The organism is Microbacterium sp. F01 (assembly GCF_056156365.1).
Genome location: NZ_CM149592.1, coordinates 37501 through 63117 on the forward strand (window position 1 = coordinate 37501; position 25617 = coordinate 63117).

The 25617-nt window shown below is 69.6% G+C and carries 14 protein-coding genes; 8 read left to right on the top strand and 6 right to left on the bottom strand.

Annotated features, from left to right (window positions below):
- Positions 1 to 19 precede the first annotated feature (19 nt).
- Complete coding sequence (locus ACVN90_RS00190; protein ID WP_475100148.1) at positions 20 to 1249, bottom strand: MFS transporter; 1230 nt, start codon at positions 1247 to 1249, stop codon at positions 20 to 22.
- An 82-nt stretch (positions 1250 to 1331) separates the two neighbouring features.
- Here ACVN90_RS00190 and ACVN90_RS00195 point away from each other — a divergent pair, with 82 nt between their 5' ends.
- The 7 genes from ACVN90_RS00195 to mnhG all read left to right on the top strand — a co-directional run bounded on the left by ACVN90_RS00195 (position 1332) and on the right by mnhG (position 8823).
- On the top strand, positions 1332 to 2399 hold the full coding sequence (locus ACVN90_RS00195; protein ID WP_475100149.1) for a LacI family DNA-binding transcriptional regulator: 1068 nt from the start codon (positions 1332 to 1334) through the stop codon (positions 2397 to 2399).
- A gap of 156 nt (positions 2400 to 2555) precedes the next feature.
- Entirely contained in the window at positions 2556 to 5486 is a 2931-nt protein-coding gene (locus ACVN90_RS00200; protein ID WP_475100150.1) for a Na+/H+ antiporter subunit A, read from the top strand.
- Positions 5483 to 6028, top strand: a complete 546-nt coding sequence (locus ACVN90_RS00205; protein ID WP_475100151.1) for a Na(+)/H(+) antiporter subunit C — start codon at positions 5483 to 5485, stop codon at positions 6026 to 6028. Before ACVN90_RS00200 ends, ACVN90_RS00205 begins: the two co-directional genes overlap by 4 nt.
- Positions 6025 to 7608, top strand: a complete 1584-nt coding sequence (locus ACVN90_RS00210) for a Na+/H+ antiporter subunit D (protein WP_475100152.1) — start codon at positions 6025 to 6027, stop codon at positions 7606 to 7608. Before ACVN90_RS00205 ends, ACVN90_RS00210 begins: the two co-directional genes overlap by 4 nt.
- Entirely contained in the window at positions 7605 to 8204 is a 600-nt protein-coding gene (locus ACVN90_RS00215; RefSeq protein WP_475100153.1) for a Na+/H+ antiporter subunit E, read from the top strand. Before ACVN90_RS00210 ends, ACVN90_RS00215 begins: the two co-directional genes overlap by 4 nt.
- Positions 8201 to 8467 (top strand): MrpF/PhaF family protein, encoded by a 267-nt coding sequence (locus tag ACVN90_RS00220; RefSeq protein ID WP_220288949.1) that lies wholly within the window; start codon positions 8201 to 8203, stop codon positions 8465 to 8467. The genes ACVN90_RS00215 and ACVN90_RS00220 overlap by 4 nt, the downstream gene beginning before the upstream one ends.
- Positions 8467 to 8823 carry a monovalent cation/H(+) antiporter subunit G gene (mnhG, locus tag ACVN90_RS00225; protein WP_475100154.1) on the top strand — a complete coding sequence of 119 codons (357 nt, stop codon included), beginning with the start codon at positions 8467 to 8469 and terminating at the stop codon, positions 8821 to 8823. Before ACVN90_RS00220 ends, mnhG begins: the two co-directional genes overlap by 1 nt.
- A 20-nt stretch (positions 8824 to 8843) precedes the next feature.
- Here mnhG and ACVN90_RS00230 read toward each other — a convergent pair whose 3' ends face one another.
- The 5 genes from ACVN90_RS00230 to argG all read right to left on the bottom strand — a co-directional run bounded on the left by ACVN90_RS00230 (position 8844) and on the right by argG (position 16406).
- Positions 8844 to 11498 (bottom strand): penicillin acylase family protein, encoded by a 2655-nt coding sequence (locus ACVN90_RS00230; RefSeq protein ID WP_475100155.1) that lies wholly within the window; start codon positions 11496 to 11498, stop codon positions 8844 to 8846.
- Positions 11499 to 11754: 256 nt separating this feature from the next.
- Positions 11755 to 13608, bottom strand: coding sequence for a YhgE/Pip family protein (locus tag ACVN90_RS00235; RefSeq protein ID WP_475100156.1), 1854 nt, complete (start codon positions 13606 to 13608; stop codon positions 11755 to 11757).
- Positions 13605 to 14273: a hypothetical protein gene (locus ACVN90_RS00240; protein WP_475100157.1), complete on the bottom strand. Its 669-nt coding sequence runs from the start codon at positions 14271 to 14273 to the stop codon at positions 13605 to 13607. Before ACVN90_RS00240 ends, ACVN90_RS00235 begins: the two co-directional genes overlap by 4 nt.
- Positions 14270 to 14911 carry a TetR family transcriptional regulator gene (locus ACVN90_RS00245; RefSeq protein ID WP_475100158.1) on the bottom strand — a complete coding sequence of 214 codons (642 nt, stop codon included), beginning with the start codon at positions 14909 to 14911 and terminating at the stop codon, positions 14270 to 14272. The genes ACVN90_RS00240 and ACVN90_RS00245 overlap by 4 nt, the downstream gene beginning before the upstream one ends.
- 52 nt (positions 14912 to 14963) lie before the next feature.
- Complete coding sequence (gene argG, locus ACVN90_RS00250; protein WP_475100159.1) at positions 14964 to 16406, bottom strand: argininosuccinate synthase; 1443 nt, start codon at positions 16404 to 16406, stop codon at positions 14964 to 14966.
- 175 nt (positions 16407 to 16581) lie between these two features.
- On the opposite strand from argG, the gene ACVN90_RS00255 reads away from it, so the two are divergent.
- A complete protein-coding gene (locus tag ACVN90_RS00255; protein ID WP_475100160.1) occupies positions 16582 to 25575 on the top strand; it encodes a DUF5979 domain-containing protein in 8994 nt (2997 codons plus the stop codon).
- Positions 25576 to 25617: the final 42 nt, after the last annotated feature.

Consider the following 25617-nt stretch of genomic DNA (forward strand, 5'->3'; position numbering starts at 1 on the left):
CGCCGCGGTCGGCGCCGGCTCAGTGGTGGGCGTGGCCCGCGCCGACCTTGGAGCCGGCGATCGGCTTCGCGGCGCCCGAAGCGAGCCCCGACATCGCGATGAGGGCGACGATGATCCACAGGGTCGGCAGGATGCCGATCTCGTGGCTGATCCAGCCGAGGATCGGCGGACCGCACAGGAAGGCGAGGTAGCCGATGGTCGCGGCGGCCGAGACGGACGCCGCCGCCTTCTTCGGGTCGTCCGCCGCCGCGGACATCCCCAGGGGGAAGCCGAGCGATGCGCCGGCGCCCCACAGCGCGATGCCGATGAAGGCGATCGGCAGGTTCGGCGCGAGGATGAACATGACGAGGCCGACGCCGGCCGCGATCGACAGGATGCGCAGCGACCAGACGCGGCCGATCCGGTCGACGAGCGGACCGCCGAGGATGCGGAACGTCGTCATCGCGACCGAGAACACGGTCAGCGCGATGGCACCGACGGCCTCGGTCTGGTCGTGGCCGTCGACCATCGCGATCGTGAGCCAGTCGTTCGCGCTGCCCTCGGCGAAGGCCATGCCCAGCATGATGGCGCCGATCGCGTAGGTGCGCGGATCGCGCCACACGGCCAGGACCTCGGCGAAGCGCTCGCGGCGCGTGACGCTCGTCGCGGGGTCGTCGTGCATGGACTCGCGCACGGGGACGGCGCGCAGCGACAGCAGGCCGGCCACGGCGACGAGCAGGCCGGCGATGCCGAGATGCCAGCCGACACCGATGCCGAGGGCCGCCATCGCCACCCCCAGTCCCGCGCCGGCGACCGTGCCGAGGCTGAAGAAGGCGTGGAACAGCGGCATGAGGGTGCGCTCGAACGCCTGCTCCACGGCCGCGGCCTCGACGTTCATCATGACGTCGGTGGCGCTCATTCCGAGGCCCATGAGTCCCAGCCCGACGGCGGCGACGACGTACGACTGCGTGAACTCCACGCCGACGCCCGCGACCACGACGCCGAGCGCGAACGTGATGATCGTCGCGAACATGCCGCGCCGTGCGCCCCAGCGCGCGACGATCACGTTGGCGAGCGACAGGCCCAGGATCGATGTCGCACCCGAGACGAACAGGAGGACGCCCACCTGGAGGTCGTTGATGCCCAGGACCACCTTCACCGCGGGCAGGCGGGACGCCCACGACGCGAAGCCGACGCCCATGATGAGGAAGATCGTGAAGATCGCGGTGCGCCAGGCGACCAGTTGCCGACGGGTGAGCGCGGTGTCCATCCGCACATGCTACCGAATCGATTCGGAGTTGCCCGAATCGATTCGACATCACGTGTTCGCGACGGGCTACGATCGTGACAGCATGAGCCGACAGGACACCGGCATCCGCCGCGCCACGATCTCGGACGTCGCCCGCGAGGCAGGCGTCTCGCCGTCGACCGCCTCCGTGGTGTTCAGCGGGAAGACACCGGTGTCGGACGCGACCCGCCGTCGCGTGCTCGACGCGGCTGCCGCGCTCGGCTACACCGGTCCCGACCCGCGCGCGGCGTCGCTCCGCCGCGGGCGCTCGGGGATCGTCGGCGTGGTCTTCGAAGAGCATCTGGGCACCGCGTTCCTCGACCCGGTGAAGACCCTCATGATGGACGGTCTCGCCGACGCCGTCACCCCGCTCGGCGCGGGGCTCCTGCTGCTGCGAGACCACGAGCCCACCGGGAGCGGCCCCTCACTCACCACCGCACCGCTCGACGCCGCGGTCCTCATCGGCTGCAGCGGCCTGCTGCGCGAGTCCCTCGAGACCGTCAAGGCACGAGGCATCCCGGTCGTCGTCATCGAAGGGGATGCCGGAGACGACGTCCCACGCATCGGCCTCGACAACCGCGAGGCCCAGCGCCAGGCGGCGAGTCACCTGCGTGCGCTGGGGCACCGCGAGGTGGCCGTCGTGACCCTTCCCGCGCGGGTCGACTGGCAGCGCGGCTGGCTGCACGACGCCACCGGCGTCACCGTCGACGTCACCCGTGAGCGGCTCGCCGGCGCCCTCGACGTCTTCCCTGATGCCGCCGCCTTCGCCGCCGCCGGCAGCTTCATCGACGAGGGGTTCGCCGCCGGCCGCGAGATCTTCTCCGATCCCGACCGGCGACCGACCGCGGTCATCGCGCAGAGCGACCTGCTCGCGGCCGGCGTGATCCGGGCGGCCGAAGAGGCCGGCCTGCGCGTGCCGGAGGACGTGAGCGTCACCGGCTTCGACGGCATCGTCGTCGACGGCCTCGCTCCGTACGAGCTCACCACCCTCGTGCAGCCCGCCACCGACAAGGGTCGCGCGGCGGGCGCGGCCGTCGCCGCGATGCTCGAGGGGACCCCGGCGGCGTCGATCCGGTTCACCTGCACCTTCCGCGAGGGCAACACCACGGGACCGGCTCCCACCTCTGCCTGAGACGGCGTCCCCACGGGCTCCCGAGGCGAGCGATGTATGCCGTCCGGGCGATCGGGTGCGACGCGCCCGTTAGGATGGTTACCGACACCCCGATCGCCTGGGCTTTGCGCCGTCCTCCTCTGATGTGCGACTGCCGACGACCCCGAGGAGGCCCGTATGCTCCTCGTTCTCGGCGCGTTCGCGGTCGTTCCGATCCTTCTCCCGTGGTTCGTGGCGCGCATCGGCGCCCGCGCGTTCTACATCGCGGCGATCCTCCCGATCGCCGGATTCCTCTACGCCGTCGTGCTCACGCCGCAGGTGCTCGCGGGTGACATTCCGTTCGAGACATACGCCTGGATCCCGCCGCTCGGCATCGACCTCTCGATGCGGATGGACACGCTGTCGTGGCTCATGACGCTGGTCGTCACCGGTGTCGGCGCGCTCGTGATGATCTACTGCCGCTGGTACTTCCGCGGCAAGAAAGAGAATCTCGGCCAGTTCGCGGCGGTGCTGCTCGCGTTCGCGGGGGCGATGTACGGACTCGTCCTCACCGACGACCTCGTCGTGCTGGTGATGTTCTGGGAAGTCACCAGCGTCCTGTCGTACCTCCTCATCGGGTACTACAACAAGCGCGCGGCGAGCCGTCGTGCCGCCCTGCAGGCGCTCCTCGTGACGACGCTCGGCGGACTCGTCATGCTGATCGGCGTCGTGCTGCTCGTGGTCGACGCGGGAACCTCCAGCATCTCGACGATCCTCGCCGAGGCGCCGTCAGGCCCGGTCGTGAACGCGGCGCTCGTGATGATCCTGGTCGGCGCGCTCAGCAAGTCGGCGATCTTCCCCTTCCACTTCTGGCTTCCCGGTGCGATGGCGGCGCCGACGCCGGTGAGCGCCTACCTCCACGCCGCAGCCATGGTGAAGGCGGGCATCTACCTCATCGCGCGACTCGCCCCGGTGTTCGCGATCGCCCCGCCGTGGCGGCCGATCGTGATCTCGCTGGGCGTGTTCACGATGCTGCTCGGCGGCTTCCAGGCGCTGCGCGAGACCGACCTCAAGCGCGTGCTCGCCTTCGGCACGGTGAGCCAGCTGGGCCTTCTGACCGTCGTTCTCGGATACGGGACACGGGATGCTGCGCTCGCAGGTCTCGCGCTGCTCTTGAGTCACGCCCTCTTCAAGTCGGCGCTGTTCCTCGTGGTCGGCGTCATCGACCGCCAGCTGTCGACCCGCGACCTGACCGAGCTCTCGGGCGTCGGCCGGCAGGCGCCGGTCATGGCGACGTTCTCGATCATCGCCGTCGCGTCGATGATCGGCATCATCCCCACCATCGGCTTCGTCGCCAAGGAGGGCGCCCTCGCCGCGCTGCTGCACGAGGCGCTGGGCGGCTCCGCGTGGGGGATGGTGGCCCTCGTGGGCATCGCTCTGGGATCCGTGCTGACGGCGGGTTACGGCATCCGCTTCCTCTGGGGCGCGTTCTCAACCAAGCGCGAAGCGAACGGCGACCGTATGCCCGATACGGAATGGCCCGACCCGCCGATCGGATTCCTCGTGGCGCCGATCGTGCTCTCGGGCCTCACGGTCGTGGCGGGCGCTTTCGCGCCGTGGCTCGACAAGGTCTTCACGCCCTACGCCGACCAGGCGCCGTCGTCGACGCCCGGCGTCGCCCCACCTGAGCATCCCGCCCACCTCGCGCTGTGGCACGGGCTCGAGCCGGCGCTGTGGATCTCGCTGGCCACGATCGCGATCGGCGTCTTCGTGTTCTGGGCGACGCGCAGCTGGCGACCGGCGAAGCGCCTGCTGCCGTTCACTGCGGCCGAGGCGTACAACGGCACGCTGCGCGTCGTCGCGCGCCTGTCGGTGATCACCACGAGCCTCACGCAGCGCGGCTCGCTGCCCGTCTACGTCGGCACGATCTTCGTCGTGTTCGTCGCGGCCGAGGCCACCGCCCTGCTCGCGAGCGACGACTGGCAGGCGAAGCTCGACGCGTATCAGACGCCGACGCAGCTGCTCGTCGCGCCCGTCATGATCGCCGCGGGCCTCATCGCGATCCGCGCGCGCAAGCGGTACACCGGCGTCGTGCTGGTGTCGGTGACGGGCCTGGGCATGGTGCTGCTCTTCGCGACCAGCGGCGCGCCCGACCTCGCGCTCACTCAGATCCTCGTCGAGACGGTGACGCTCGTCGCGTTCGCGCTCGTGCTGCGCCGAATCCCATCGCGCCTGGGCGAGCACAACGCCTCGGTCTGGCCCGTCGCCCGCGCCGTCCTCGGCGCGGCGGTCGGCATCACGATGGCGCTCGTCGCCATCGTCGCCACCAGCGCCCGTGTCGAGAAGCCGATCTCGGACGCCTTCCCCGACCTCGCGTACGAGCTGGGCCATGGCAAGAACGTCGTCAACGTCGCCCTCGTCGACTTGCGCGGCTGGGACACCATGGGAGAGCTGTCGGTGCTGATCCTCGCCGCGACGGGCGTGGCATCCCTCGTGTTCGTCACCCACCGCGCCGACACGCTGTCACGCGCGATCTCGTCGCTGCCCACCGGCGCGACGCGCACGCGGCGCCCCCTGGTCGAGACCGCTGAGGGCGTCCAGCCGCGCGGCGCGGGCGGCGGGCGGATGGCGTGGCTCGTCGGCGGCCAGCGCGTGCGGCCCGAGAACCGCTCGATCATGCTCGAGGTGATCGTGCGGATCCTCTTCCACACGATCATCATCGTGTCGCTGTATCTCCTCTTCGCCGGGCACAACCTGCCGGGCGGCGGGTTCGCGGGCGGCCTCGTCGCGGGCATGGCCCTCGTCATGCGCTACGTCGCGGGCGGCCGCTACGAACTCGGCGCCGCCGCGCCCACCGACGCCGGGCGCCTGCTGGGCACGGGCATGACGATCGCCGTCGCGTGCGCGATCGTGCCGGTGTTCTTCGGCGACCAGCCGCTCACGAGCTACTTCTGGGAATGGGATGTGCCGCTGCTCGGCCACGTCGAGTTCGTCACCTCGACGCTGTTCGACATCGGCGTCTACCTCGTCGTCATCGGTCTCGTGCTCGACGTGCTGCGCAGCCTCGGCGCCGAGGTCGACCGCCAGGCGCAGGAAGCGCGTGAGCAGCAGGGGGTGAGCGTGCCGTGAACGTCTCCCTCGTGCTCATCATCGTGATGGCCGTGCTCTTCGCCTGCGGCGTCTACGCCATGCTCGAGCGCAGCCTCACGCGTGTGCTCATCGGGTTCCTGCTGCTCGGCAACGCGACGAACCTGCTGCTGCTCATCGTCATGGGAGACCCGGGCGTCGCGCCGTTCTTCGGCTCGGCCTCCGTCGACGAGATGTCGGACCCGCTCCCGCAGGCCCTCACGCTCACCGCCATCGTCATCACCTTCGCCGTCTCGGCGTTCCTCCTCGCCCTCATCTACCGGTCCTGGCAGCTCGGTCAAGCCGACACCGTGGCAGACGACGAGGCCGACCTCGAGGTGCGCGAACGCGCCGCCGAGGCCGAGGAGACGATGGACGAGGAGACCGAGATCGAGGACACCGACGACGACGCCACCACGGACTTCGTCGGCACTGACACCGCTCCGATCACGATCCTGGGGGCGCGGGACTTCGCAGGCCTGCGCGACGACGCGCCGGTCGACCGCCCCGACCAGGATCCGCGGGATCGGGGCGACGACGCATGACCGAGATCGCGCCCGCCCTCGTCCCCCTCCTCGTCACACTGCCGCTGCTCGGCGCCGCGATCGCGCTGATCGCGGGGCGTCACCGCAAGACCCAGGTCACGGTCTCGGTCGTCACCCTCAGCGCGGTCACCGTCATCGCCGCGATCCTGCTGTACGTCGTCGACACCGGAGACAAGCCGATCGCGGTGTCGGTCGGCGGCTGGCCGATCCCGTTCGGCATCGTGCTCTACGTCGATCGGCTCGCGGCCCTTCTCGTGGTCGTGTCGAGCATCGTGCTGCTCGCGGTCCTCCTGTTCTCCGTCGGCCAGGGTGCCGCGGACGGCGACGACGACACCCCCGTCTCGATCTTCCATCCGTCGTATCTGATCCTCGGCGCGGGCATCTTCAACGCGTTCATCGCGGGCGACCTCTTCAACCTCTACGTCGGGTTCGAGATCCTGCTCGTCGCCTCGTACGTGCTGATCACCCTCGGCTCGACCGAGTCGCGCATCCGCACCGGCGTCGTCTACATCGTCGTCTCACTGGTGTCGTCGATCCTCTTCCTCGCGGCGATCGCCATGATCTACGGCGCGCTCGGCACCGTGAACATGGTGCAGATCTCCGAGCGCATGGGCGAGCTGCCGCAGGAGACGCAGCTGATCCTGCACCTCATGCTGCTGCTCGCGTTCAGCATCAAGGCCGCCGTCTTCCCGCTGTCGTTCTGGCTGCCGGACTCGTACCCGACGGCGCCCGCCCCGGTCACCGCGGTCTTCGCGGGCTTGCTGACCAAGGTCGGCGTGTATGCGATCATCCGCACCGAGACCGAGCTCTTCCTCGACAACGACGTGAACCAGCTGCTCATGTGGGTGGCGCTCGCGACCATGATCGTCGGCGTGCTGGGCGCGGTGGCGCAGGCGGAGCTGAAACGCATCCTGTCGTTCACGCTCGTGAGCCACATCGGCTACATGATCTTCGGGTTGGCGATAGCGACGCCTGCCGCCATCGGCGCGACGATCTACTACATGGTCCACCACATCGTGGTGCAGACGACCCTGTTCCTCGCCGTCGGCCTCGTCGAGCGTCGCGCAGGCTCGACGTCGATCCTGCGGGTCAAGGGCCTCATGAAGGCGGCGCCCGTCATCGCAGTGCTGTACTTCATCCCCGCGGTCAATCTGGGCGGACTGCCGCCGTTCTCGGGCTTCATCGGCAAGTTCGCGCTGTTCGACGCGGCCGCGCAGGTGGGCACGCCGATCATGCTGGTGCTGATGGTGGGCGGCATTCTGACCAGCCTCCTCACGCTCTACGCACTGATGCGGGCGTGGAACCTCTCGTTCTGGCGGGAAGACGAGGACTCGGCCGAGACCGAGGCGCGCATCTCGTACCTCGGCTCGGCGCCCGCTGCCGGTGTCGAGACCGAGCGCCGCGTCATCCCGAAGATCATGACCGCCGCGACGACCGGCATGGTCGCGATCACCGTCGCCCTCACGATCTTCGCCGGGCCGCTCTACGACGTGTGCACGCGCATCGGCGAGGCGCTGCTGCAGCCGGTGTCGCTGACGCAGCTCGAAGCCGACACCTCGGGAACGGAGAAGGCGCCGTGAGTCCCGACCTGCCGCAGAGCCGGCTCCGCCGCGGGTTCGCGACGGCGTGGCGGCAGCTGCCGTTCTTCGTGTGGCTGATCGCGCTGTGGATGCTGCTGTGGGGCCAGTTCACGTGGCTCGCGTTCTTCACCGGGCTCGTCGCCGCCCTCGTCGTGACACGCGTCTTCCGCCTGCCGCCCGTCGAGCTGTCGGGCCGCGTGAACCTCTGGTGGGGGCTCGTCTTCGTCGTCGAATTCCTCCTCGCGGTGGTGCAGGGCTCGCTCACTGTGGCGTGGCAGGTGCTCGACTTCCGCCGGCAGCCCGGTGCCGCGATCATCGCGGCGCAGCTCGTCACCGACGACGACCTCATCATGACGCACACGGCGGTCACCGCATCCCTCATCCCGGGATCCCTCATCGTCGACACCGACCGCGACCGCCGCATCCTGTACCTCCACGTCATCGGCGTGCGCGATGACGCCGACGTCGAGAAGCAGCGCGCGAGCGTGCACCACTGGGAGGAGCGCATCGTGCGCGCGGTCGGCTCGCATGCGCAGCTGCAGGCGATGAGGGATGCCGCGCCCCATGGCACCGTGGCCCGAGGGGGTTCCCGATGAACGTGCTGCTGCTCGCGATCTACGTGATCTTCGCGGTCGCGGCGCTGCTCACGCTGTGGCGCATCGTCATCGGACCCTCGATCCTCGATCGGGCCGTAGCATCCGATGTTCTGCTGACCCTGGTGATGTGCGTGCTCGGCGCCGAGATGGCGATCAACCACCACACGCGCACGCTGCCGGTGCTGCTGATCATCGCCGCCGTCGGCGTGTTCGGGTCGATCTCGATCGCGCGGTTCGTCGCGAGAAGGGACCAGGACCGCTGATGGACGCCGCTCTCGACATCGCCGCGATGGTGCTGATCCTCATCGGCGCGCTGCTGTGCCTCACCGCCGCGATCGGCGTGCTGCGCTTCCGCGATGTGCCGACCCGCCTGCACGCCGCGACCAAGCCGCAGGTGCTCGGGCTGATCCTCATCTGTCTCGCGATCGCGCTGTCGCTGCGGTCGTGGCCCGTGGTCGCCTTCCTGGTGCCGGTCGTGCTGATCCAGCTCGCGACGGCACCGCTGTCGGCGCACATGGTAGGCCGTCAGGCCTACCGCAACGGCACGATCGACGAGACCGGCCTGCACGTCGACGAGCTCGCCGAATCCAAGCGCACCCCGCCCGCCTCGGGCGGCTGACGGCGGGACGGGGCCTGCGGTCAGGGCTTCAGCACGAGCGTGTCGGTCGTCGCCGCCTCCACAGCCTCGGGTGTGAACGCCCAGGGCGTCAGCTCCGCCTTCTGCCACGACTCCACCTGGTCGATGTAGTTCGTGTGGAAGGCGTGGCCGCTCTGGCCGGTCAGCTGGTTCCAGCGCGAGGCGTCGAAGTCCGACAGGTCGACGATCATGCGCATCGACGGCACCGTGACGGTCGCGAAGCTCGAGCCGAGGTCCCAGCCGGTCGCGTTGACGACGGACGAGCCGCCGCCCACGGGGAACGGGCCGCGGTTGAACAGCCACTCGATCGGCGCGATGCCGGACTGGCCGAAGCTCTCGTTCTCGAGCGGGAGGGCGTGCAGGTTCCCCCAGTTCCAGCGCGACGGGTTATCGCCCTGGGCGTCGACGAGGCGCTCGTAGGCGTCGATCGCGGAGCGCTTCAGCATGTCGGTCATGCCGTCCACTCCGAGCTCGTCGTTGGTCCACCACGGTGATGCCTCGTCGTCGAGCAGCGCATCGATCACGAGGAACTGGCGGCCCTGACCGCTCATCGGCGCCGGGTTCTCGCGCCCGTCGACGAACACGTTCTCGGCCAGGGTGTCCCACAGCACGTTCGCGTACGCCGCGGCCGCCGAGTCGGCGCTGTTCTGGGCGTCCCATTCCTGCAGCAGGTCGAGCGCGGCGTCCGTCTCGTCGTCGCCCGTGGTGACGTCGGCGTAGGCGGCCGTGAGGCGCATGCCGATGAAGGAGTAGTTGTCGGCCTGGATGGCGTTGAGGTCGTCCGCGGTGACCGGCCCCTTGGCGATCGCGCGCTCGATCAGCTCCGTGATGCGGGCAGCGCGCCAGCCGTAGTCCCAGTCGCGCGTGAGCGGGTAGGTGTAGTCCTGCCCGACGATCGCGTTGTTCGCGGTGACGATGTACCCCTCGGTGGGGTTGTATGAGACCGGAAGCTCCTCGAACGGGATATAGCCCTTCCAGGCATACGTCGAGTCCCACCCGGGCTGCGGCATCGAGCCGTCGCCGGCACCGCGGATCGGCAGCTTGCCCGGCGTCTGATACCCGATGTTGCCGTCGACGTCGGCGTAGATGAGGTTCTGCGCCGGCACGTCGAACAGGGCCGCGGCGCCCCGGAAGTCGTCGAAGTCCTCAGCGGTGTTGAGCGCGAAGATGGCGGATGCGGTGGTCCCGGGCTGCAGCGCGGTCCACCGCAGACTCACGGCCGTCTCGCCCGCCGGCGCATCAGCCGGCGGCTCCGCCACCGTGCCGCCCGTCCCCGTGTACGGGGCCTTCGCGATCGAGGTGAAGTCGTCGGTGAGGCCGGAGACGATCGGTCCGTTCGCGGTGGACCGCACCTCGAGCTCGACGTCCTCGGAACCGGCGACCTTGAACGTCTCGGTGTGCGTCTCGAGCGGCACGAGCGCGCCGTCGTACCAGTACGAGTCGCCCTCGACCTTCTCGAGGTACAGGTCGGTGACGTCGGTGGTGAGGTTCGTGAACCCCCACGCGATGCGCGCGTTGTGGCCGATCACGACGCCGGGGAGGCCCGAGAAGCCGAAGCCGGCGACGTCGAACGGGCACTCCTCGCTCACGGTGGAGCACGTGAGCTGGATCTGGTGCCACACGCTCGGCAGCGACGCGCCGAGGTGCGGGTCGTTGGCGAGGAGCGGCATCCCGGTGTCGGTGGCGCTCCCCGACACGACCCACGAGTTCGAGCCGATGCCCTCGCCCGCGTCGCCGACGAGCTCGCCGACGGCCTCGATCACGCTGTCGACCTCGGTCCATTCGATCGCGGCGGTGGCAGCATCCGTCTCTCCCGCAGCGTCGCCGGCCGCATCACCCTCGCCCTCGGCCGCTCCCTCTTCCGCGGGGAGGTCGGGAGCCGTGCCGAGCGCCGGCACCGTCGAGATCTTCGGCACGATGACCGGGTTCCGATCGAACGGGTAGCCGGGGTAGAGCTGATCGATCTCGGCCTCGGTGAAGTCCGGCGCCATGACGGCGCGCTCGGTCTCGCTCTCGATGTTGCTGCGGAGGTCCCAGGCCATCGCCTTCAGCCACGCCACGGAGTCGGCGGGCGTCCAGGGCTCGATCTGGTAGTCCGAGTTCTGCAGGCCCAGCACGGCGTACTCGAAGGACGCGTCGGCGCCCTGGTGGTCGGCGAGGTACGCGTTCACCCCGTCGGCGTAGGCGTCGTAGTACGCGCGCTCGGTGGCGTCGAGTGCGTCGACCTCCCGCTGGGCGATGTCGTGCCAGCCGAGGGTGCGCAGGAATTTGTCGGTGCCGAGCTGCGACTCGCCGAACATCTCGGAGAGGCGCCCGCTCGTGACGTGCCGGCGGAAGTCCATCTCCCAGAACCGGTCCTGTGCGTGCACGTAGCCCTGCGCGAAGAAGAGGTCACCCGGCGAGTCCGCGGTGATGGTCGGGATGCCGAGCACGTCGCGCTGGACCGTCACCTCGGCCTCGAGCCCTTCTGCCTTCACCTCGCCGCTCAGCTGCGGGAAAGAGTGCTGCGCGGTGTATGTGACGAAGCCGACCGCGATGAGGGCGAGCACCACGATGCCCGCGAGGATGCTGAACAGGACGATGCCGATCGTCCTCCCCGCGGACCGGCGAGGCACGGTGTCGTCGACGGCATACGGGGAGGGCTGGGGCTTCGTCATTGAAAAAGGCTTTCCGGGCGAGGTGGGGGGATACGCGGTGCCGGACACCGCGACATTCGGTGCCGCGCGCGTTCGGGTCGCACGGCACCATTCCGCATGCTAACCCCGGGGTGCGCCGGCCGCCGAATCGCCCCCCCGATCCCTCCGGGAATCACGAGACCGGCCTCTTGTCGTGAGTGCCCGGCAGCGTCGGCTGAGAAGCATCGAATGACACGGATGCCGCGTCCCCGCAGCATCCGTGTCCTCGGTGTGCCCGCTACCCGATCACGCTCGGCTGCAGGTCGCGCAGCGTGCGGAAGTGGGTCATGCGGGTGACGCCGATCGCGGCGATCACGCCCGCGCCGACGAGCCAGGCGAGCAGGACGGCGAGGTCGAGCCAGACGCGGTCGGCGCTGCCGCCGTACATGACCTGGCGCATCGCGTCGACGACGTAGCCCATAGGCAGCACGTGGTGCAGCGCCGCCAGCGGCGCGGGCAGCGTCTGCCACGGGAACGTGCCGCCGGCGGTCACGAGCTGCAGCACCATGAGCACGAGCCCGAGGAACTGTCCGACCGACCCGAGCCACACGTTGAGCGCGAGCACGATCGCGGCGTACGTGGCCGAGGCGAGCAGCAGGATGCCGAGGGTCGCGAGCGGATGCGCGAACGAGAAGCCGAGCGCCAGCGACAGCACGCCGAAGAGGCCGAGCATCTGCACGCCGCCGAGGAGCGCCGGGGTCGCCCACCCGGCCAGGGTGATGCGGATCGGCGAGTGCAGCGCCGTGACCGCGCGCTTCGAGACCGGCTTGACGATGAGGAACAGCGCGTAGATGCCGATCCAGCCCGCGAGGGCGGCGAAGAACGGCGCGAGACCGGCGCCGTAGTTCTGCGCTTGCGTGAGCGACGAGCGCTCGACCTCGACGGGCGCCGCGAGGGTGTCGGCCTGCGCCTGACGGGTGTTCGCGTCGTAGGAGGGGAGCTGCGCTGCGCCCGCGGAGAGTCCGTCGCGCAGTTGGGTCGCGCCGTCCTCGAGCTGCGTGAGGCCGCTGTCGAGCGTCGTCGCGCCCTCGCGCAGCTGCGCCGCGCCGTCGGCCGCGGTCGCCGTGCCCGAGGCGAGGGTCGCCGAGCCGGCGGCGACGGATGCCGCTCCCGCCGAGACCTGCTGGGCGCCGGCGTTCAGCCGGTCGATCTGGGCGACGGCTCCCTGCACGCGGCTGTCGACCGCGTCGAGGCGGTCGCCCACCGGATCGAGCGTGGTGAGCACGTCGTCGATCTGCGCCTGGTCGAGTCCCGCTTCGGCGAGCTTCGCGGCGATCTCGTCGCGCACCTGGGGCAGTGCCGAGATCGCCGACGCGGATGCTGCGCCGATGCGATCCGCGATCGCGTCGAGCTGTGCGGTGCCGCCGGCGACCTGGGCCGCGCCGTCGGCGACCTGCGCGGAGCCGTCGGAGAGCTGGGCGGCGCCGTCCCGCAGCTGGGCGGTGCCGTCGGCGAGCTGCGTCGCCCCGTCGGAGAGCTGCGACGCACCGTCGCCGGCCTGCGCAAGGCCGTCGACCAGCTGCGAGGCGCCGGTGGCGGCATCCGTCAATTGCACGCGAATGGTGTCGAGGGCATCGAGCATCGTGAGGCCCGCCTCGGCGACGACCTTCTCGGTGATCGTCGCCTGGATGCGCTCGACCGCCTGCGTGCCGATCGTCGAGGCGAGGTAGTTGTTGGCGTCGCTGGTGTGCAGGATGATGTCGGCCGTGCGCGGGTCGCCGGTCGTGATCGAGGCGATGGCGGCCGTGAAGTCGGCGGGCAGCTCGATCGCGAAGTCGTAACCACCGTCGTCGAGCCCGGCATCGGCCTCTTCGATGGTGGCGAGGTGCCAGTCGAACGTGCCGTCCTCGATGAGCTCCTGCGCGACCTCGTCGCCCAGGTTGCGCGCGGAGCCGTTGAGCTCCGCGCCGGTGTCGGCGACGACCAGCGCCACCGGCACCTGGTCGAGCTGGCCGTACGGGTCGCGATTCGCCCACAGGTACAGGCCGCCGTAGAGGATCGGCACCACCATGAGCGCGATGAGGGCGATGAGCGACATGCGCGTCGACCCGAGCCGCCGGAGCTCCGCGAGGATCATCTGGGGGACCTTCATGCCCGACCCTCCTTCGTGGGGGTCGTGAGGCGGTGGATCCGGGGTCGTCCGATGGTGCGGGGCGTTTCGACTCGCTTCGCTCGCTCAACGAGCGGGAAAGACGCTTGCCCCGCGATCACGAGCACGGCGAAGCCGCGCTCGGCGAAGTCCTCGGCCACGGCCCACCATGCGGCGGGCGCGCCGCCGTGGCGATCGGGCGAGACGAGCACGATCCCCTCGACGCCCTTGCGCAGCACGGCCAACTCGCACAGCGCACGCACGCGGCCGGCGGGGTCGACGTTCGAGACGGGGACGGATGCCTCGTCCCCGAGGCCCTGCTCGTCGAGCCAGCGTCGCACCGCGACGGGATCCGACCGGCGTCCGGCGAACATGAGCTCTTCGGCGGCCACACCGGCGAGCGTGACGTTGGGCTCGGGTTCCGACACCTCGGGAGCGTCCACGAGTGCGATGCGGCGACGGAGGGCCGCGGCATCCGTCCGCCCGTCCAGCTCGACGCGGCCGGTGTCCGGGCGCATGCGCCCGGACGCGATGAGCCCGAGCACCGTCGGCCGCTGCTCGGTCTCGGCGGCGACCAGCGTGGCGCGGCCGGACTCGAAGAAGGCCGAGGTCACCGGCAGAGCGTGCTCGCGGCGGCCCTTGCCGACCGCGTCGAGCACGACCCTCACGCGCTCGCCGCCTCGGGAGCGGCGAGGATCTCGGGATGCGCCTCGAGGAGCGCGTCGGCCTGCCGCCACGACAGCCCGGCGATGCTGAGCACGGCGCGCACCGCGAGGTCGCGAGCGGCGGGGGACGAGGCATCGATGCGCGTGATGACCGTGCGCGCGGTCTCTTCGACCAGGCGGGCGAGCGTCGGGGCGGCGACGTCGGTGCGCAGCACGTCGGCCTCCTGCCCGTCGCGCACGATGCGCACGACCGTGCGGCGCAGGGGTGCGAGCGCGGTCGCGGTCTCTTCGAGGTGGGCCTCGTCGAGCGCGATCGCCGCCAGCACCTGCACGTGCGCCGCTTCGTTCCAGAGGGCCGCGGCGAGACGCGCGAGCGCGACGCGCGCGTCGGCGTCGTCGATCGCGGCGGCGACGGCGTTGAAGCGCGCGGCGCCCTGCGCGACGAGTTCGCGCACCAGGGCGTCGCGGTCGTCGAAGTGCCCGTAGAGCGCGCGGCGCGACAGGCCGGCCTGCCGGGCGATGGCGTCGACGGAAGCGCGGGGGTCGTGCGCGAGGGCGACGTGAGCGGCGGCGAGGATGCCCGCGCGGTTCTCGAGGGCGTCGCGCCGCGGACGGCGCGCGGCATCGATCGGGGAGGTCATCCCTCCACGTTAGATAACTTGCACAGTTGTGTGCAAGTTATTGCCGCGTCTGTCAGTCGGTTCCCAGGTCGAACGCGGACGCCTCGTTCGCAGCATCCGTCGCCTCCGCCAGCTCCTCCTGCTCGGCGCTGAAGTCCTCGGCGCGCTCCGTGATCTCGCCGGCTTCGCCCTGCGTGAGGTGCCCGACGAGCTCGCCGGTCGCGCCGCCGATGAGGCCCTTCGACGCGTAGTACTCGAGGCGCACGCGCGAGTCGGCGATGTCGAGGTTGCGCATGGTGAGCTGGCCGATGCGGTCGGTGGGGCCGAACGCGGCATCGCCGACGCGCTCCATCGAGAGCTTGTCGGGGTGGTACGACAGGCGCGGGGCGGTGGTGTCGAGGATCGTGTAGTCCTCGCCGCGGCGCAGGCGCAGCGTCACCGAGCCGGTGATGGTCGAACCGACCCACTTCTGGATCGACTCGCGCAGCATGAGCGACTGCGGCTCGAGCCAGCGGCCCTCGTACATCAGGCGCCCGAGACGGCGGCCCTGCTCGTGGTAGGTCGCGAGCGTGTCTTCATTCAGGATGCCGTTGACCAGGCGCTCGTACGCGGTGAACAGCAGCGCCATGCCCGGTGCCTCGTAGATGCCGCGCGACTTGGCCTCGATGATGCGGTTCTCGATCTGGTCGCTCATGCCCAGGCCGTGGCGGCCGCCGATGCGGTTCGCCTCGAAGACGAGCGCGACCGGGTCGGCGAACTCGACGCCGTTGAGCGCGACGGGGCGGCCGGACTCGAACGTGACCGTCACGTCCTCGGTCTCGATCTCGACCGACGGGTCCCAGAAGCGCACGCCCATGATCGGCTCGACCGTCTCGAGCGAGACGTTCAGGTGCTCGAGGGTCTTGGCTTCGTGCGTCGCGCCCCAGATGTTCGCGTCGGTGGAATACGCCTTTTCGGCGGAGTCGCGGTAGGGGAAGCCGTGCTCGACGAGCCACTCGCTCATCTCCTGGCGGCCGCCGAGCTCGGTGACGAAGTCAGCGTCGAGCCAGGGCTTGTAGATGCGCAGAGCGGGGTTGGCGAGCAGGCCGTAGCGGTAGAACCGCTCGATGTCGTTGCCTTTGTAGGTCGAGCCGTCGCCCCAGATGTCGACGCCGTCCTCCTTCATGGCGCGCACGAGGAGCGTGCCGGTGACGGCGCGGCCGATGGGCGTCGTGTTGAAGTAGGTGCGTCCGCCCGAGCGGATGTGGAACGCGCCGCACGCGAGGGCGCCGAAGCCCTCTTCGACGAGGGCGGGCTTGCAGTCGACCAGGCGCGAGACCTCGGCGCCGTACTCGAGAGCCCGGCTCGGGATCGCGTCGATGTCGTCCTCGTCGGGCTGACCGAGATCGCCGGTGTACGTGCAGGGGATCGCGCCCTTGTCGCGCATCCACGCGACGGCTACGGAGGTGTCAAGTCCTCCCGAGAAGGCGATGCCGACGCGCTCGCCGACGGGCAGGGACTGGAGGACCTTCGACATAGTCCCCCAGTTTACTGAGGCGGTGACGGTTGCCGTGGCCGCCCGCATCCGTCCGGCCGGCACACGTTTCGAGCAGGCCACAATATTCACTCGAGTAACACCCCGCGTCTGGAAATGCTCGCTGATCTGCCCCTAGGCTGAGGGCCGTTACGTGTTCGCGTTCGGGGGTCGAAGCATGAAACGTCGTCGGAGTCTTCTCGCGGGCATCACAGCGTTGATCTTGGCGGCGGCATCGGTCTTCGTCGGGGTCGCGCCTGCGGCGCTCGCCGACGACACCGCGACGTACTCGATCCAGAAGTCGGCGGTGCAGGCGGGGCCGTTCGGGCCGGGCGACAGCGTCACCTACCAGATCACCGTCAACTGCTCGTCGGCCAACGACGCCGGCTGCTACAACACACTGCTGAGCGACACGCTGCCGGCACCGCTCCTGTTCAACCCGGCGAACCCGAACCCGGTGACCGTGCAGATCAACCCGCCGGGCGGACAACCCGTGGGCGAGTACGACCTGAACGTCGACACCGCCGGCAACAGCTTCACGGTCGTCCCGGGCCTCGACACGTCGGTGAGCCCGGTGCTCTGGCCGGCCGGCTACAGCATGACCATCACGGTCAACGCGATCGTCGACCCCACCGCATCGGGCACATTCGACGGCCAGACCGTCACCAACGTGGCGAATGTGGATGGCGACAACGCGCCGCCCGCCAATGCGTCGGCGAACATCGTCCTGGACATCCCGGTGACCCTGGCGCCGAAGGTCGAGAAGACCGTCGACCCGACGAGCACCCTCCCCGCCGTCGCCGGCCAGCCCGTCGACTGGACGATCACCCCCGGGAACAACTCGAACCAGAACGTCGACACGATCACCGTGCAGGACCCGGTGAACCCGCCCGCCGACTTCGGCGGCTACTTGGATGTCACCGGCGTCGACATCACCGCGCCGCCGGGCACGACGGGGCAGACCGTCCAGTACTGGGTCGACCCGGCGGGCTGGACGGACACGCCGCCTGACCCCATCTCCGGCGCCGGCGGCGTGCGGGTGGTCTTCACCGGGAACTTCGCCCCGGGAGCCAGTGGCAGCGTCGTGGTGCACACCGAGACCAACGACACCGTGACGACGATTCCCGACGGCACCGACGTCACGGTCGACAACGACGCTTCGGCAACCGTCTCGAAGCAGGGGGTCACCACTGACCGGGTCACCGATGACGCGAGCATCACGATCGCCCAGCGCGAGCCCGACGTGTCGATCACCAAGTCCTTCGGCGACAACACGCTGGTCAGCGGCCAGAGCACCACGGCGAACATCACCGCGACAGTCGGTCAGCAGAACGTGCAGACACTCACGATCACCGAGCCGTCCGCCGGCAGCCCTTCGTTCTCGGACCAGGGTCTGTCGTTCGACGGCTTCGGCGCCGGACTCGCGTGGCCGGTCGCGGCGACATCGGCCGAGATCACCTACACGTACTCCGACTGTCCGTCGAGCACGGCGTCGACCACGGCGGTCGACACACTGCCCGATCCGGACACCGGGTGCACCGTCGAGGGCTTCACCGTCGTCTTCTCCGCGGCCGGCGACGACATCGTCTCGGGCGCCTACGCCACGCTCCCGGTGGACGTCACGGCGCTGCCGACCGACGTGCCGGTCACGAGCACGAACGAGGTCGACACCGAGGTCGAGAACACCAACGGGCAGACCGGGGTGGACGACGCCGACGCCTCGTTCACCATCGATCCGCTCAACCTCGACACGAGCGTGACCAAGACCATCACGCCGTCCGACATCTGGGGGGTGCCCGGCACCCGTGCCGACATGACCCTCACGGGAAACGTCACGCCCGAATCGAACGCCGGCTCGGAGAAGCTGGTGATCTCGGACCCGGCCGACCCGTCCGGCGACACGGAGTTCTGGGACAACTTCACAGCCACCGACATCAGCAACACCGATATCCCCGACTGCACCACGCTCACGGTCCGCTATTGGCCGAAGTCCACAGATGGGCCGTGGACGGATCTGCCCGGAGCGACCGACGTCGCCGGACCTCAGGCGCTGTGGTCGTACCAGATCCCCGCCGACCTGCAGGACGACATCGGCGGCATCCAGTTCGAGTACGACCCTTCGGGCGCGCCGGGGTGCCCCGCTCTGCTGCCGCCGGGCTTCACCGTGGTCACGCACGTCGGCGTGGAGGTCACCGACCCGCACGACACCGAGGCCACTTATACGAACACCGCCGAGTCTCTGGTGGACAACCCGGACGCCGGTGGCGAGCACACCGCCACCGACGAGGATGACATCCACCTGCGGCCGATCGACGGCGGTGGCACGGGGCCGGACTTCCTCGACAAGCAGTGGCTGCAGGACGACGTTCCGGCCCTGTCCGCCGAAGTCAGGACGGCAAGGCTGCTGTGGTCGACCGACGGCCTGAACATCAGCGAGATGACGCTCACCGACATCTCGGAGACCGAGGATCCGGTAGACACCGTGACGTCGGTCTACGACGCGTTCGACCTCGTGGCGATCGATCCGATCACGCCGGCCACCGACCCTCTCATCGTGAACGCGGTGATCAGCGAGGTGTCGCTGTGGATCGACGGCGACGGGTGGACCGACATCACCGCGCAGGCGTGCGTGAACGGCTGCGACGGGCAGTTCGGCGGCTACGCGCTCAGCGGCCCGCAGAGCGCCGACACGCTCGCCGTTCGCATCGTCCTGACCGAGAGGGTGGCGGGCGCGGGCGTGGGCACGTCCTACGACCGGCGACCGGTCGACCTCGACTTCCGCGTGCGCGACACCCTGCGCAGCGACCCGACGCAGTTCGTGCTCGGCGACCTCCACCCCTACACCTACAACACGGGGGATCAGGGCCTCGTCGACAACACCGCGAGTGCGCACGGGATCAACACGACGACCGGTGTCGACAGTGTCGACGTCGCCGACGACACGATCCTGATCGTCGACCAGCCCATCAACGCCACCCTCACCAAGGAGTTCGACCAGGATGCGCTCGGGCTGCCCGATCCCGCGCTCGGCGTCGATCCGGCCGACTATCCGCTCATCTCGGCCACGCTGGTGGCTGAGAACACGTCCGCAGCGCGCGTGACCGGAATGGTGATCACCGACCCGTCGCCGACGCAGGCCGCCCCGACCGCCTTCGACACCCTGAACCTCTACGACATCGATTCGATCCAGATCCCCTCCGGCATCACCCAGGCCGAGACGACCGTCACCCTCACGCGCGGCGCCGCGACGCAGGGCTACAGCTACACGGACGCGCTCGCCCTCGATCCGACGGATCTCGCCGACGTGACCGGGATCTCGATCGCCTTCCGCGACGACGCGGGCGGCGCCGTGATCGCCACCGGAGCGAAGGGCGGCGTCACCCTCACGTGGAAGTTGCGGGACGTGCTGCGCTCCGACCCGAGCACGCCCGTCGATGTGACGGCGCCCGGCGAGAGCATCGAGAACGACGCCAGCACGCAGCTGGAGAGTCCCGTGCTCACGGACTGCGACGACAACCAGTGCGGCACGGGTGCGGCGACAGCGAACGACGACTTCCAGATCGTCGACGCGAGCTACGCCATCACGACGACCAAGACGATCACGCCGGAGTCCATCTACGAGGACCAGTCCAAGGACTACACGACGCAGCTCGGGGGCCGTCCCAACGGGACCGCACGTGCCACGTTCTTCAGCCTCACCGACACGACGCCGACGTTCTGGAACACGATGGACTACACCGGTGCCCGGATCACCGTGCCCGCCCCGGTCAACGAGGTCGCGATGGACGTCCTCGTCGACGACGACGGCACGCGCGACGTCGAGTACGCGGAGGCGGGCGGCGTGCTGACGGCGACCTGCAACGGCGCGCCCCTCGACGATCTCTCGCCGTGCTGGGTCGACGGCGCGTGGGTCGCGGCGATCCCGAACCAGAACATCGACTTCGACCTTCCCGCCGGTGTCGCCGACGAGGGCACGGTCGTCGGCGTCCGCTTCCGTGCCCAGCAGGTCGACGGCGACGGGAACATCCTTCAGTGGGAGCGGCCGTACAACCCGCAGCTGAACTTCGCGCTGTCCACGACGAGGCGCGACTTCCTGCGCAGCGACCCGGCCGTGCAGGTGTCGACGACGCGCCCCGACCTCGCGCCGAACCCGGGGGAGACCGCGCTCGGCGTGATCAGCGACGATGTGCAGTCGTACAGCACGGCGCAGTTCGGCGCGCAGACGTTCGAGCAGACCGGCGAGGCCGTCGACACCACCGTCGTCCTGCATCGGCCGAACGCCGTGAAGGTCACCAAGACGCGAGGATCGTCCTCGCTCGTGAGTCAGGCGGGCACGATCCCGTACGTCATCACGGTCACCAACACCGGCCAGTGGAACATGACCGGTCTGAAGGTCGTCGACCAGGTCCAGACCGACGCCCAGGGCTCCCTGCTCGTCGAGCCGGCTCCGCCGCAGTACACCTTCGCCCTGACAGGCGCGGGCGCGCCCAGCGGCGACCCCGGATTCACGGCATCCCTCGACGAGACCACCGGTGAGCTGCTCATCCAGTCGCCGATGGACTTCGTGTTCAACGCGGGCTGGACCCTCACCGTGAACGCCCCGCTGCTCTTCCGCGACGATGTCACCCCCGACACGACGGTGTCGAACGAGGTCACCGTCTCGTCCGACCGGCTGTTCGAGACGTGCGAGGGCACGACGGTGGTCAACGGCACCGATCTCACCCCCAAGCCGATCGAGAACACGCCGCCCGGCGTGCCGGAATGCTCGGCCGACACGACGGTCGCGCCCATCGCGATCGCCACCATCGCCGCGAAGAAGTACGTCAAGGGCGACGGCGCCGGCGACCCTGCCACGACCGACGACGACCTCGGCGTGCTGAACGTGAACGGTGACGGCTCGGCGTGCGATCCGAGCCTCCCCGGCGTGCTGAACGAAGGCTTCTACTCGTACCCGTGCGCTCCGATCACCCGCCCCGGCGGCGAGGAGACGTGGCGCCTCGACTTCACGAACTCGGGCAACACCAGCGCCCGCATCATCGCCGCGGTCGACACGCTGCCGACAGTCGGGGACGAAGGCGTGATCGTGCCCGGCGGGCGCGGGTCGCAGTTCCCGGTGAAAGTCACCGGGCAGCTCGACGCGAACTTCGACGAGCTCGCCGACAGCGCATACCTGTCGGGTGCGATCCTGCTGTCGCCGCATATCCTCAGTCAGGCGTGCAACGCGAACGCCATCCGGGTCGTCACCGAAGGGGCCACCCCCGATCCGGGGTGCGACGCCGAGTGGACGCTGAGCACGCCCGACGTTCCGCAGGACGTGATCGACGCCATGCGCACGTTCATGATCGTGCTGGTCTACGACACCCCGGACGGCGTCTCACCCGCCCCTGGCCTGCGGCCGGGCGAGACGCTCCGTGTCACCTACAACACCGTCACCCCCTACGTGCTGCCGCCCGCCTCGGCCGACCCCGAAGGGCTGCCCGTCGCCTACAACTCGTTCGCCACGGCATCCCGCTCCAACGCCACAGTGACGCAGCCGGAGCGCCCGTCGCTGATCGTCGAGCCGCAGAAGGTCGGGATCGCTGCGGCGACGGGCCAGCTGCTGCTGTCGAAGGAGGTTCTCGCCCCCGACTTCGCGACCGACATCGACCTGCCTGACAGCTACCCGCTGCTGGTGACCTGCACGTCCGGTGGACAGCCGGTGACCCTCCAGCATGCCGACGGCAGCGACGCGAGCCGTCCTTCCGTCGCGGCGGACGGCATGGTGCTCGAGTACAACAGCATCACCGGCCCCGTGAACCTGCCGCTGTTCTCGACCTGCACCGTTGCGGAGGACCCGCTCATCCCGGGCGTGACGGTCACCGTCGATCCCGAGGCCGGCGTCATCGCCGACCGGGACTGGAGCACCGAGCCATCGGTGTGGAACCCGTACACCGGAGACCCCGAGCAGTCGTCGATTCAGATCACCAACCAGTACGCCGCGGGCGGGTTCACCGTCGAGAAGAGCGTCGACAACGGCGGCGCCGTGAACCAGGACGACGTTCCCATCGTCTACGAGCGCACGTACTCGTTCGAGGCGAGCTGCATCTACCTCGGGCAGGAGACGATCCCCGAGGCCGATCGACAGTTCACCCTCAGCGATGGGGAGTCCAAGGAGTTCTCCGACATCCCTGCCGGCGCAGAATGCACCGTGACCGAGACGGATGCTGCGGGTGCGGGTTCGACGACGGTCGTGGTGACCGAGAACGGGGTCGCAGGAGATCCCGAGACGACGGATGCGGCATCCTTCACGGTCCTGCCCTACGAAGAAGGCTCGACGACGGCGCTCACCGCGGTCGGATTCGACAACGTGTACACGGTGGGTGCGGTCGAGGTCACGAAGGTGATCGCGGGGGCGGGCGGTGACGCATGGGGCGACGCCACCTTCACCGTCGAGATGACGTGCACCCTCGACGGTGTCACGCCCAACCCTGTGTACGAGAACTCGGCAACGCTCAGCCGGGACGACCCGACGTGGCTCGTGAGCAACCTCCCGACGGGCGCGGAGTGCACCATCACCGAGTCGGAGGACGGCGGCGCGAACTCCAACAGCGGCAGCGTCACCGTCACCGTGGGCGACGACCCCGAGGTCCCGACCCCGGCCGACGTCACCAACACCTTCACGGTGGGTTCGCTCCAGGTGCAGAAGGAGCTCGACGGGGTCCCGGCGAACGCGCTCGATCCCGCCACGACCTACGAGTACGAGGTGAGCCTGTCGTGCGTCCGCGAGGTCAACGGCGACATGGTCGACGTGCCCATCCCCGGCGGTGCGACGCGCACCATCACCGGCGCGGGCACGGCGCTGTATGAGGGCCTGCCGACCGGTGCGCTGTGCACCGTGACCGAGACCGACCCCGGGTTCGCGACGGGCGACGTGCAGATCAGCCCCGAGCAGCCGGTCACGATCGGCGAGGGCGAGACGCCCGTCGTGGTGACGGTGACCAACGTCTTCGAGAACGGCGCGGTGTCGGTCGCGAAGGTCGTGGACGCTCCCGACGGGTTCCCGGTTCCCGAGGAGTACAGGGCCACGGTCTCGTGCACCTGGCAGGGGGCCGAGGTGCCGCTCGTCGACGACGGTGTGGTGACTCTGGAATCCGATGGCACGCCGGCCGTGATCCCCGATGTCCCGGTCGGGTCCATCTGCACGGTCGATGAGGACGACTTCGGTCAGACCGGCACGACCGTCACGCCCGAATCGATCACCGTGACGGAGGCCGACCAGACCTTCGCCATCGAGGTCGGGAACACCTACGAGTGGGCCTCGCTCGAAGTCGGCAAGCTCGTCGAGTCGGACTCGCCGTTCGTGCCGACGCAGTTCGAGTTCCACGTGGTCTGCACCTTCCAGGGTGAGACGGTGGTCGACGAGACGTTCACGCTCGACGCGAACGAGACCGAGACGATCACCGAGATCCCCGCACGGTCGGAGTGCACGATCACCGAGACCGACGACCGAAGCGCGAACGGCACGATCACCGAGGCGGACGTCCCCGGCGCGGACGGTCCGCTCGCGCCGCAGATCGATCAGGAGACGCGCACCGTCGTGATCCCCGAGCTGCAGCCCGACAGCACCGCGGTCGTCAACACGGTGACGTACACGAACCTCTACGACGCGACGGCGCTCCTGCTCGTCAAGGAGTTCGAGGGAGGCGGCGCCGAGCAGTTCGGCATCGACCGGACCTTCACCTTCAGCTACGCGTGCGCCTACGCAGGCGAGGTCGAGCTCTCGGGGGAGGTCGAGCTGAACGCGGCGAACGGCTGGAGCTCGGCGGTCACCGATGTCATCGCGGGCTCGTTCTGCGTCGTCGAGGAGATCGATCTCAACGGTGCGGACGCGGTCGTCATCACCCCGAATGACGGTGAGAACACCGCCATCGGCACTGGCGTCGTCCCCGCTCAGGGAGGTCTGGTCACGGTGACCGCGACCAACTGGTACCTGACCGGATCGCTCGAGGTCACGAAGACTTTCGCCGGGGACGGCGCCGACAAGTTCGGCACCGCCGCGTACGAGCTGCGACTGCGCTGCGTGCGCGACGGTGAGCTCGTCGACATCCCGGGCGGGAACATCCGCATCGTCAGCGCCGATTCGCCGACCGCACTGTGGGAGAACCTGCCCACCGGTGCGCAGTGCACGCTGGTGGAGGTCGACGACGGCGGCGCGAACTCGACCGAGATCCTCGACGAGAACGGCGATGTGGTCGCCGGCGACGGTGAGGGTTACACCTTCACCGTCGAGACAGACCCGACGAACCTCACCGTCGACGACCAGCCGCAGCCGGGCCTCGAGGTGCGCAACACCTTCAACCTCGCGCAGGTCTCGGTCACCAAGACCGTCGACAACGGCGGCGCCGTCGACCAGGACGGTCAGCCCATCGAGTACGGGCCGTTCGAGGTGACTCTCGCCTGCGTGTGGGACGAGCAGCAGGTCACCGCTGCCGAACCGATGACCCAGACGATCGCCGACGGCGAGACGGTGACGTGGACGGAGCTTCCCGAGGGTGCCGAGTGCACCGTCACCGAGACCGACACCGCGGGAGCGGAGTCCACGACGATCGTGGTGACACAGGGCGGGGCCACCGGCGACCCGCAGACCGCGACCACGACATCCCTCGAGCCGCTTCCGAACACGGATGCCGAGGACCAGACGTCGGTGGCGATCACGAACACGTTCGGGGTCAGCGCGCTGAGCATCTCGAAGATCGTCGACGGCACCGGGGCGTCGAGCGTCACGCGCACCTTCCCCGTCGACGTGACGTGTGTGCTCGTCGATCCGTCGCACCCCGAACCCGGGCTCATCGTGCACGACGCCTCCTATGACATCGGGGGCCCGAGCAGACTCACCGCCGAGATCGAGAATCTCCCGGCCGGCAGCGAGTGCAGCGTCTCCGAGACGGATGCCGGCGACGCCGCGCAGACGACCATGACGGTGAACGGTGTGGAGCAGCCGGGCGCGACCGGCACGGTGACCCTCGCGTCGGGCAGTGTCTCGATCGTGTTCACGAACACGTTCATCGCGCCGCTGCCGCCGACGGGCCTCGAGGGCCGCGCGGTCGTGATCGGTCTCGCCGCGGGCCTCGCAGCGCTGGCCGCCGGTGCGGTGCTGGCATTCGCGGGGATGCGCCGACGGCGGGTGAGCTGATCGACAGAGAAGAGGTGGGACCGGATCCCGGTCCCACCTCTC